Source organism: Terriglobales bacterium (assembly GCA_035457425.1).
Taxonomy (GTDB): Bacteria; Acidobacteriota; Terriglobia; order Terriglobales; family Acidobacteriaceae; genus JACPNR01.
The window spans coordinates 1-7,949 of sequence record DATIBR010000043.1; the positions used below are offsets into that span (position 1 = coordinate 1).

Annotated in this window: 9 protein-coding genes; 5 read left to right on the forward strand and 4 right to left on the reverse strand. The window is 68.4% G+C overall.

Annotated elements, in window-relative coordinates:
- Together VLA96_03230 and VLA96_03235 are read right to left on the reverse strand one after the other, a co-directional pair.
- Positions 1–366 (reverse strand): hypothetical protein (locus tag VLA96_03230; GenBank protein ID HSE48201.1); only part of this gene is annotated, 366 nt, incomplete at its 3' end.
- Positions 363–1,106, reverse strand: coding sequence for a hypothetical protein (locus VLA96_03235; protein HSE48202.1), 744 nt, complete (start codon positions 1,104–1,106; stop codon positions 363–365). The genes VLA96_03235 and VLA96_03230, both read right to left, overlap by 4 nt.
- A gap of 391 nt (positions 1,107–1,497) precedes the next feature.
- Here VLA96_03235 and VLA96_03240 point away from each other — a divergent pair, with 391 nt between their 5' ends.
- Positions 1,498–1,881: a hypothetical protein gene (locus tag VLA96_03240; GenBank protein HSE48203.1), complete on the forward strand. Its 384-nt coding sequence runs from the start codon at positions 1,498–1,500 to the stop codon at positions 1,879–1,881.
- Here VLA96_03240 and VLA96_03245 read toward each other — a convergent pair.
- Positions 1,814–2,611 (reverse strand): helix-turn-helix transcriptional regulator, encoded by a 798-nt coding sequence (locus VLA96_03245; GenBank protein ID HSE48204.1) that lies wholly within the window; start codon positions 2,609–2,611, stop codon positions 1,814–1,816. The genes VLA96_03240 and VLA96_03245 overlap by 68 nt on opposite strands.
- A 98-nt stretch (positions 2,612–2,709) precedes the next feature.
- Entirely contained in the window at positions 2,710–3,135 is a 426-nt protein-coding gene (locus VLA96_03250) for a group I intron-associated PD-(D/E)XK endonuclease (GenBank protein HSE48205.1), read from the reverse strand.
- Between the two features lie 285 nt (positions 3,136–3,420).
- Between VLA96_03250 and VLA96_03255 the strand changes: the two genes are divergently transcribed.
- The 4 genes from VLA96_03255 to VLA96_03270 all read left to right on the forward strand — a co-directional run.
- On the forward strand, positions 3,421–3,822 hold the full coding sequence (locus tag VLA96_03255; GenBank protein ID HSE48206.1) for a hypothetical protein: 402 nt from the start codon (positions 3,421–3,423) through the stop codon (positions 3,820–3,822).
- Positions 3,823–4,155: 333 nt separating this feature from the next.
- A complete protein-coding gene (locus VLA96_03260) occupies positions 4,156–5,898 on the forward strand; it encodes a protein kinase (GenBank protein HSE48207.1) in 1,743 nt (580 codons plus the stop codon).
- Positions 5,899–5,904: 6 nt separating this feature from the next.
- The gene (locus VLA96_03265) at positions 5,905–7,116 is read left to right on the forward strand and encodes a PEGA domain-containing protein (GenBank protein ID HSE48208.1); all 1,212 of its coding nucleotides are present in this window, start codon (positions 5,905–5,907) and stop codon (positions 7,114–7,116) included.
- Positions 7,117–7,145: 29 nt separating this feature from the next.
- Positions 7,146–7,949, forward strand: an 804-nt coding sequence (locus tag VLA96_03270; GenBank protein HSE48209.1) for a hypothetical protein, incomplete at its 3' end; no start/stop codon positions are given.

Genomic DNA, 7,949 nt, shown 5'->3' on the forward strand with positions numbered 1-7,949 from the left:
GAGGGCGGCGTTGGCGAGCTCGGCGCCGGCGCGCGCGGTGGCGGGATCGGAGCTGGTGCGCGCCAATTCCGCCAGGCGCGTGAGCACGGCGGCGTTAGCGGCGACGCGACGGATGTAGGCGGCGGCAACGCGCCGGCGCCGGCGCAGGAACGAGCGCAGCTCCGCGGGGGAGGTCTCGGCGCGGAGGAAGTCCTCGTTCTCGGGCGAGAGCAGCGACTGGAAAGCGGCGAGGTCGACGGGCTGGACGAAGCGCTCGAGGTCGGCGGGCGCGTAGAACTCGACGCGCTGCCCGCGAAACACCCAATACACCAGCGCGAGCCCCGCGAGCGCGAAGGCGATGAAGAGCGCGGGCCAGAAGAGGGTCATCGGCGGAGGAACTCCGCGAGCGCGCTATCCCAGCCCTGCATGGTAGGCGCGGGAGTGCGCTCGGAGGCCGGGACGCGCGCGGGCAGCAAGAAATACGAGGCCCAGCAGACTTGTGCGACGACGAAGGCCAATGGCTTCATCCAGAAGAAAGAGGTCTGCATGGTCATGCCGCCGTGGGCGCGCGCCGTGAGGGTGACGAGCTCGACCGTGCAGTAGATGCCGAAGCCGAGGGCGATGCCGAGCGCGTAGTGCGGCCAGCGCAGCCGCAGAAAGCCGGCGAACACGAAGAGGAGCGAGAGCAGGCCGACCTCGACGATGCGCACGCTGCGCTCGAGCGTGAGGACGCCCGCCATGAGTTGATCGGTGTCGCCCCCGGGCGCCGCGATGGCGGAGAGGAGCGCGATGGTGACCAGCAGGCCGGCGCCCCAGCGGAACAGAAGCAGCACCAGCCGCCGGATCGAGCTGTAGGGTTCGAACAGTTGCTGCATGACCTCCTGGATGACAGCCAGTTCCAGCGCCCAGGAGACGACTTCAAAGCCCCAATAACTGTAGAAGTAGGCGGACGGGCCGACCCGGCGCGTTCCCTGCAGGGTGAGGGTCATTAACAAGGCGAAGCTGGCGTAGAGAAAAAAGAGCGGGAGCCGGCGATACAGCCGGCGGTAGAGCAAGGTTCCGGCGATCAGCAGCTCGAAGAACAGCCCTGCGTACAGGATGAGACGAAGTGCGAGGCGCAAGTCCATAGGCTGAGCCGGAGAGTGATATCCGGCTCAGCCTACTACAGAGCTGCTACTGCACTGCGCAGCATTTGCGTCGTTGTTCCGGTTTCCGGAATCGGATCAGCGCATCTGGACCAGAACGGGAAGCGGGACTTCCATGGCAAACTTGGCATACGGTGGCGGCGGGGGGATGCAGGTAGGATCCCTGGGATTGCAGGGCGGCGGGTCGCTGTCGGCAAGCGCTGCGATGGAACATGTACCAACGAGCAGTGTGGTAGCGAGGAATAACCGTGTAACCTTTCTCACAGAAACCTCCAGAGGTGCGTGGTTCGCACGCGAACGAGGGTGGAGGCCTGGCGGGCAGGGGAAGCGTGGAAGGGCGCGGCTGTTCGGTGTCCGGAAAGCGAAACAGGGAATGACATTCCGTTCCGCGAAGGAAGATCTTGAGGCTACGACGCTGGCGGCGCTGCGCGGGACGCTGGCGCAGCTCGACTATCTCGCCGCACTACGTCCGGCGGAGGGCGGCTACGAGCACTGGGGACTGACGAAGGTCCACGGGAAGGAAGCGGCAGAGGAGGCGCTCGCGGCCGCGCATCGCGAAGCGTTCACGCGCCTGCTGCGACAGCCGCTGGAGCGGACCTGCGCGGAGCAGGAGACGCTGGAGCGGGTGGTGAAGCGTTCCATGGAGGAGCTGCTGCCGGCGGGAACCGACGAGCTGCAGCGCCGGCACTTCAGTTTAGTTTGGGACGCGATGACGAGCGTGGCGCGTCGTCGAAGGAAACGTCTCCCAGCCGCATAGCCACGCCGACGACCTGGCCGATGACCTCGGCGTCCTGCGGGAAGCGCGCGACACGGGGCGGCGCGGGCGAGAGGGGATGCGGCTGCAGGATGATGCGGTCGCCCTTGACCGTGCACCAGCAGCAGGTGAATCCCTCGCGGCTCTCGATGAAATAGATGGGCCGCTCGTATTCGGAGCGCCACATCTTCTCTTCCACGCGGTTGCGCGCTTCGTCCACCTGGACGAACGAGCCGGGCAGCAGCAGCGGGTACATGGTGAAGTCCTCGGTGCCGATGTAGCCGAAGGTGTGATTGGAATCGAGCAGCGAGGCGAGATACGAGAGCGGCACCAGGCCCCAGGCCTGGATCATGCGGCCGATGTTGGTGGTCTTGCGGATGTCGAAAGCCGGGTCGAGGCGGACCGGGATCTTGGCGGAGCCGCCGGCGTTGCGGGGCAGCAGGTGGGACTGCGGGTGGGAGAGGACGCCCGCGTCGGCGGCCGCGCTGGCCAGGTCGAGGCCGTAGACGTCCAGCATCTCCTCGAAGGTCATGCGGTAGATGACGGCGAGGGAATAGAGCTTGAAGACGTTGGGGATGATGGCCTTGGTCTCGAAGTCGGAGAGGCGGCTGATGGAGATACCGTACTCGGGATTGCGATGACGCGTGGCGATGCTGGCGCTGGCGGCTTCGACGTCGCGAATCGTCAGCCCGAGGTTCTCGCGGATGCTGCGGAGCTGCTGGCCGGGATCCATTGGGAGGTGGGCCCTATATAGCGGATGCCGGCGATTAAGGCAACTGATACGTGGTCCCGGGAAACCCGGCCAACAACGCGGAGAGCGGGCGAAGCGCGTCAAGTCAGCCGTCGCCAGGCCTCGCGATACTGCTCGAAGCGCCCCCGGCTCGCGGGCACGTGCGGGAACAGCCAGAGGCCCATGGCGGGCGAGAAGACGCGCACCGGGATGAGATACCAGGTGGCGAGCGGAACGATGAGCACGGCAAGGAAATCGGCGTCGGCGGCGGTGATGGGCCGCTTGGCGCGGCCATGAAAGGTGGTCACCCGGAAGGGCGGGCGTCCGCTGACGCTGCGCACCTGGATGCGCCACAGGCGGCTGCGCGCGTCGGGCGGCCGCAGGGCGCGATTGTCGACCACCACGTCGTACGCGGCGCTCTCGCCGAACGGGCGCGAGACGATGAAGCCGCGCGTGAGCGCCGTCGTCATGAAAGCACTCTCGGCCAGCTCGCCTGCGAGCTTTGGGTTGCCGTGGCCCCGCGACATCGAGTCCTGCGCACGGCCAGAGAGTGCGTACGATGGATTCCCCAGAAAGACTCCAAGCTTGCGCCGCGAACCGCCGCGTGCGCTGCCGCTTACGCTTCCGTGGGAGCTGGGGAACTAACCAGGCCAGAGTAAGGTCGAAAGGCGGGCGTTTTCCCGAAATAACCATTCTGTTCCGGAAACCGAACAAAGGAGCGGGGGCGGCGGTTGCCTGCCGTGCGGAGTTTTTGCGGCTTGCGACCAGCGTGGAGCGGGCCACCGCGGGTGCCGCGCGGCATCTAAGCGATGGTGAGCGGAAAGCGGCTGATCCAGAGGATCGTGATCGTGCTAGGCGCCGCGCTGGTGTGCCTGCTGCTGGTGGGGACGTCGGACGCGACGCCGATCAAGCCCGACGTGCGTAAGCTGGTGGAGACGCCGCCGCCGGCGCCGCCGGCCTACGAACCGGCGCGCGCGGGCTGGAACGGGCCGGAGACGAGCCCGGGGCAGATCGCGATGGCGGCCGCGCAGGAAGCGCATGTGCGCGCCGTGCGTCGCGCGCTGGCCACGGTCGTGACGCCGGACCCGCGCGCCTGGGCGGCGATCCTGGCGATGATCCTGCTGCTGCGCAAGGTCCGCTCGATGCGCGCGGCGCAAGCGGCGCCCGCGGCCGCGCCCGCCGAGCCCGAGTGGCAGATGCCGCGCGCGGCGTAGATCTTTTGAGTCAGTCCACGCGTGGACGGTCCACCGTCCCGCAAGGCCGAAGGCCAACGGACACCGACGTTACACCACGTGGGATAAAAGGCTTTTCTTCCTTCCTTGGAGCGATCCTGAATCGGATGGAGAGAGGCCTTTTTTTCTTGGTTCACGGTCCATGGGTACGCAGTCCACAGGTGCCGAAGGCGAGCGCTGCAACAAACTAGTGCTTTCGCGAGGCCAGCGAAGGTATGATTCCCGCCGGCGGCCCCCGCCGCCGAGTCTCCCAGGAAAGCGCGACCAAGCACGGCGCCCAGGCGCGCCGCGCGGCCGGAGAGCCACGGACGGGCGATGAAGTACTGCGACACGTGCCACACCACATACCCGAACGAGTTCCAGACGTGCCCGAAGGACCAGCGCGTCCTGCGGGTGGTGTCGGAGCTGACGCAGGGGATGGTGATCCGCGACAAGTACCAGATCCTGGAGAAGATCGGCGCGGGCGGCATGGCGGTGGTCTACAAGGCGCGCCACCTGGCGTTCAATGAGCTGCGCGCGATCAAGGTGGTCAACAGCCGGCTGCTCGATGACGAGAGTTTCCTGAAGCGCTTCAAGTCGGAAGCCATCATCACGCGCAAGCTGCAGCACCCGAACGCGGTGCGTGTCGATGACCTGGACTCGACCGAAGACGGGCGTCCGTTCATGGTGATGGAGTACGTGCACGGCAACGACCTGCGGCACGTGATCCAGCGGGCGGGGGCGCTGCCGGTGCGGCGCGCGATCGCGATCGCGCGGCAGGTGGCGGCGGCGCTGGCGGCCGCGCACGCCATCGGCATCACGCACCGCGACATCAAGCCCGACAACATCCTGATCACCGACCCGGGCGACGGCTCGGACGTGGTCAAGGTGCTCGACTTCGGGATCGCGAAGGTGCGCGAGGCGGGCATGGAAGCCGCGCACAGCAACACCAAGACCGGCATGGTGGTGGGGACGCCGCAGTACATCTCGCCGGAGCAGGCGATGGGGCGGCACGGCGACCAGATCGACGGGCGCGCCGACCTGTACTCGCTGGCGGTCGTGCTGTACGAGATGGTGACGGGGCGGCTGCCGTTCGAGTCGGACACGCCGATGGGCATGCTGCTGCACCACATTCAGAGCATCCCGCCGCGCGCGCACGAGATCTCGCCCGAGCTGCGCATCCCGGAGACGCTCTCCGTGCTGCTGGTGCACGGGCTGGAGAAAGACCGCAACCTGCGCTACCAGAACGCGGCGGAGTTCATGGCCGCGCTCGACGACGTGGACCACGAGCTGGCGACCGGAGTGACCAACATCCGGACGCGGCCGGCGATGAGCGCGCCCGCAGCCGCGGCGCCGGCGCGCGCGCGCACGCCGCAACCGAGTCCCGCCCCGGCGCGGCCCGCACCACAGCGTTACGCGCCGCCCCCGCCCGCGCGCTCCAGCAACTGGCTGGTCTACGTGGGCGCGATCGTGCTGATCGGCGCGCTCGGCGGCGGAGTCTATTGGGTGAAGTTCGGGCAGGCGCAGGCCAACGAGCCGGCGAGACCCACGACCAGCACGCCGCTCATGCTGCCGGACGACCGGCTGGCGGCCGACGTGCGCGCCGCGCTCGGCAGCTCGGCGGAGATCAAGAGCGCGATCGAAGTCAGCGCGCGCGACGGCGTGGTCACGCTCAAAGGCAAGGTCAGCGGGCTGTACGAGTCGCAGATGGCCGACTCGCTGGCCAAGGGCGTCTCGGGCGTGAAAGAGGTGAACAACCTCACCGAGTACGAGAAGGTGTCGCCCGTGGTGGGCGACACGGCGGCGGCGAGCCCGCCGCCGGCGGCGACGAAAGCCGCGCCACCGCGCGAGCGGCCCAAGCCGGCGGCGCCCAAGGGTCCGAGCGCGGCCGACAAGGAGCGCGCGCAGCAACTGGTGGCGCAGGGCGACAGCCAGCGCGTCAACGGCGAATACGAGGCCGCCATCAGCAGCTATAACCAGGCGCTGGGGCTGGATCCCGACAACGAGTCCGCGCGCGCCGGCATCGACAAGGCGCGCAAGGCCAAGGCCGCCGAAGACGCCATCATCAACCGGAGATAACCTCGGATGCACGCGCGTCGGAAAGCAGCGCTCGCGGCGATGTTGCTGCTTGGCTTGGCATCGCCCGCGCAGCAGCCGGCGGACGAGGCCCGGCGGGTGCTCGAGAAGGCGCTGCGATTCGCCGGCGGCAAACGCCTCCAGGAGATCTACGCCGTCCGCTACCGTTCAGCGCGGAGCTGGCGGGACCAGAACGGCGAGCTGCAGCGCTTTACCTTCGACACCTTCGTGGCGCTGCCAGACCGCGCGCAACTGGTCGCGACCGGGGCCTCCAACACGGCGCCCTTCGTGCTGGTCATCACCGCGAACGAGGCCCACGGCATCAGCGGCGGGCAGACGCAGACGATGCCCGCCTACTGGCTGACCAACTGGCAGAATTCGATGCGCCGCAGCTACTTCTACGTGGCGAAGCATGCCGCCGACCCGGATTTCCAGGTGCGCATGGTGGGCGACGGCCTGGTGGGCACGACGCCGGTGAAGGTGATCGAGTTGCGCTCCGGCGGCGCCTCGGCGCGCTGGTCGGTCGAGCCGGCGAGTGGGCGGCTGCTGCGGCTGGAAGAGACCGTCCAGGACCAGAACGGAACCAAGCAGCGCGCCAGCGAGCTCTCCGACCTGAGGACGGTGGACGGCGTGACCTGGCCGTTCCACGCCGAGTACTTCGAAGACGGCAAGCACATGGGCAGCGATGATCTTCAGGGCATGGAGTTGAATCCGCCTGTGGATCCGCGCTTCTTCTACCGGCAGCCGCTCGCGCTGTCGGAGGTGCCGTTCCGTCCGGCAGTCGCGACGGCGGCCAGCCTGGTGCGCCCGGCGGTGGTGACGGTGCGGTCGCAACCAGGCGGCGCCCAGGTGTACGTGGACGACATCCCGAAGGGCACGACCAGCGCCGCGGAAGGGCGCTTGGTGCTGACCGACGTCGCCGCCGGGCCGCGGCGGTTGCGGGTGAGCGCCGGCGGCTACCGGGAGTGGGCGAAGGCGATGGAAGTCGAGTCCGGAGACGAACTCGAGGTGCTTGTGACGCTGGAGCGCGCCGGACCGCCGCCCCTGACGGTCGAGGATGTAGAGAAGATGTTGAGCGCGGGAGTCGCACCCAAACGAGCAGCCATGCTGGTGCAGGAGCGCGGCGTGGATTTCGTGCTCGACGACGCGAAAGAGGGCCGCCTGCGCGCTGCCGGCGCGGATGTCGACCTGTTGCTCGCCATCGCGAAAGCGAAGCGATGAGCGGAGCCGGTCCGCGACTCCTTCTTGCCGTGCTTTTGCTGGCAAGCCCGGCGGCCGCGCAGGACGCCACCACGCTCGCGGGCGAGCGCGCCATCCGCTTCCTCGCCGGGCACGGCCACGTCGCCGACTACTGCGAAGGCGTGCTGACCATCACGCCGACGCGCGTGCGCTTCGACGGCGTCACCGTCCCGCGCGACTCGTTCGACTTCCAGCGCGCGGAGGTGAAAGACCTGAAGTACGGCAGCGCGTTCGGCCTGCACTACGTGAAGCTGCGCGCCGGCGGCAGGAACTGGCGGATGGCGCTCTACCCCGACCTGGAGCGGAGGTTCGGCGACCGCTTCGCGCTGTTGCTGAGGGCGTACCGCGATTTCGACGCCGCCTACGCCGAGGTGGAACGCACGGCGGCGCAGCGCAGGCCCGCGAGCGTGATCGAGCTCCGCGACGACCAGGACGGCCCGGTGCTGGAGTTCCCCGTGCTGGCCGGGCTGGGCGTGCTGTGGTTCGAAGGGCCCGGCGGCGTGACCATCTGGGAAGGTCCGGAAGCCGATGCGAAGGCGTACGGCGAGATCAGGTCGGCCGTGGGCGAGACCCTCTACCAGAAGGGCCGCCTCCGGCCGGGCCTGGCGTATGGGAAGCTCGAGGTCACGGCGACGCATGTGCGCTTCTACCGCGAAGGCGATGAGTCCATCGTGATCGACGAAGACAAGGGCCAGATGCGGCTGAACGCGGCGGTGGGCGGATATCCGCGCGTGGTGGCGAACTTCCGGCGGACCGGGAGGGTGTCGCTCATCGTGGGCACGATCGACGGCGGGTTGAAGGTATATGACGCCGCG